Below are 2,485 nucleotides of genomic sequence, written 5' to 3'. Positions count from 1 at the left end.
GCCGCAATCAGGCCGGCAACGAGCGCCGCAGCGCCGGCTCCGGCGATTTCTGCCGTACCGAAAAGACCGGTGAAGCTCGCCAAAAGCCCATCACCCAACAGTCCGCCAAGGCCGGTGGCAAAGGGCCAGCTGACAGGTACCGGCAGCGCCGACACCGCCATGGCAAAGCCGGCAATGGCAACAGCACCGCAAACGATGCGGAAAAGTACAACAGGAGCAGAACGATGGCGGGGGCCGCGTACAAGCAGAATGATGCCCCAGCCCGCCATCATCAGGGCGAGGCCTGCACCCGCCCAGCCTGTCACCTGAAGCATGAGGTCAGCGAGCACGGCACCGTTGGCCCCTGCAAGATTGGTGACCTCGCCGCTGCCAGCAGCATTGAGGCTGGGATCGAACGGGTTGTGGCTGAACACCGCCAGCAGGGCAAAAATCCCCGCAAGCACCATGACGGCGCCCGCAAGGAAGGCGCGCGCTCTCGCGGCCAGTCCGGCGCGAGGCGGTAGGGCGGTATCGCGCTCGTCGGCGCGGGACGGGGTTTCTGAGCGGGCCATGACGGGCCGGAGTGTGGCGGCTAAACCTTCCCGGCTGGTAAATGACCGTTAAGAATGAGCGGCTGGCTCAGGGCACCGGCAGGTAAAGAATGACCGGATCGGTTCGCGATGCCGCAGCGTCCGGATTTTCAGGATCGAACAGGCTCCACTGCGCATTGGCGAGGATGAAAAGGCGCCCGTCCGAAACCCGCACCGTGGTCGGCTCGTTGAAATCGGGATGCCCCGTCAGCACCGGGTGAACACGCGCGCCGCGCCCCCAGGGCTCCAGAGCGATATGGAAGAGCCCATGCGGCTGTGTACCGTTGCGCACCGCATAAAGCTCACCGAAACTGTCTGATGTCAGCCCGTCAAAGCCGATCAGACTGCCCTCCAGCACCTCGACCCGGCTCGCTTCGCGCGTCACCGGATCAATCCGCCAGAGACCGCTGGCATAATCGAGCACCCACAGCGCGCCTTGCGCCAGTGCAAGCCCCTGCAAGGAGGCCATGTGGCTGTCTTCAGCATGCAGCTCCAGCGTGCCGCCCGGCTGGTCCAGCCGGTAGATGCGGCCCCGGCCGCTATCGCTGGCATAGATGACGCCATCAATCGCCACCACATCGGAAAACTGTCCGGCGCCCTCATAGGTGTAACGATGGGCGATCTCGCCTGTCATCAGGTCAAAAGCGACAAGCGCCGTCTCGAAATCTTCCGCAACGTTCGCGCCCGATTGCTCCACCCGGCCGGTGGCGAGATAGAGAATGCGGTTGCGCCCGTCGAGCGCCATGCCGAACACAGAGCCGAGTCCGTCTTCCGGCCCGGCCATACGTTGCGGGTTTTGCGGATCATCAAGGCGCACGCTGTAGAGCGAGGCATCGGCCACACTGCCGAGATAGAGCCGCTCGGCGTCGATATCGACCGCAAAGGTCTCCACCAGTGCGTCGCGCAAGGGCAACCGCATATAGCGCTCAGCCGAGCCGATCCGCTCCAGATTGGCCGCCATCTGGCTCGCAATGCCGGAAAGGCGCGCGTCATCATGCGCCTGAAGGGCGGCTTCAAGCTCGCCCAAAGCAGCCAGTTCCAGAGCGTAGCCGGCACCAGCCAGCGCCTCGAGACTGTCCAGTGCGCCATCAAGATCACCGCCATTGGCAGAGATGATGACGCCATTGACCAGAAGGCCGTAATGACCGGGCTGAAGGGCGAGTGCAGCACTGTTGGCTTCACCCGCTCCAGCCCAGTCGCCCGCGCCGGCAAGCGTACGGGCTTCGGCCCTCAGGGCCTGGGACTGTTCAAGCAGAGTCGCAGAGCCGGACTCGGGCGTATCAGAAAGCAAAAGGGCGGCAGCCAGCGCCAGGACAGAAAAGATCATCTGCCCATGATTTGACGCCCCCGCCGCCCGTGGCAAGTCTCAATGGCTGCGCGTGATGCTAGTCGTTCTCGCCCAGCAGGCGCTTGCGGCGGGCCATCAGCTTCAGACGCAGGGCGTTGAGCCGGATGAAGCCTTCGGCATCCTTCTGGTCATACACTGCATCTTCCTCGAAGGTGACATGGGCCAGCGAGTAGAGCGTGGCGGGCGAGGACCGGCCCACCACCGTCACGCTGCCCTTGTAGAGCTTCAACCGGACCTCGCCGGTAACGTGACGCTGCGAATGGTCGATGGCCGCCTGCAGCATTTCGCGTTCAGGGCTGAACCAGAAGCCTTCATAGAGGAGCTTGGCATAGCGCGGCATCAGCTCGTCCTTGAGATGCATGGCGCCGCGATCAAGCGTGATCTGCTCGATTCCCCGGTGCGCCATCATCAGGATGGTGCCGCCCGGCGTCTCGTAAATGCCGCGCGATTTCATGCCCACAAACCGGTTCTCGACCAGATCGAGACGGCCGATACCATGCAGGCGGCCCATCTCGTTGAGCCTGGTCAGGAGCGCGGCCGGCGACAGGGCAGCGCCATTGATCGAAAC

2 protein-coding genes and 1 pseudogene are annotated in these 2,485 nt (G+C 63.9%); all 3 read right to left on the bottom strand.

Annotated elements, in window-relative coordinates:
• Positions 1-551: DNA translocase FtsK 4TM domain-containing protein (locus ACTS2Z_RS05830; RefSeq protein WP_442572280.1), on the bottom strand; the 551-nt coding region annotated here is incomplete at its 3' end.
• A 67-nt stretch (positions 552-618) separates the two neighbouring features.
• A complete protein-coding gene (locus ACTS2Z_RS05825; RefSeq protein WP_442572279.1) occupies positions 619-1,896 on the bottom strand; it encodes a hypothetical protein in 1,278 nt (425 codons plus the stop codon).
• A 58-nt stretch (positions 1,897-1,954) separates the two neighbouring features.
• Positions 1,955-2,485 (bottom strand): annotated as a pseudogene (locus ACTS2Z_RS05820) (argininosuccinate synthase); the annotation flags it as partial.

The organism is Glycocaulis sp. (assembly GCF_052168375.1).
Lineage (GTDB): Bacteria > Pseudomonadota > Alphaproteobacteria > Caulobacterales > Maricaulaceae > Glycocaulis.
The sequence above is the reverse complement of the archived record's forward strand: the minus strand, read 5'-3'. Positions and strand labels throughout refer to the sequence as shown.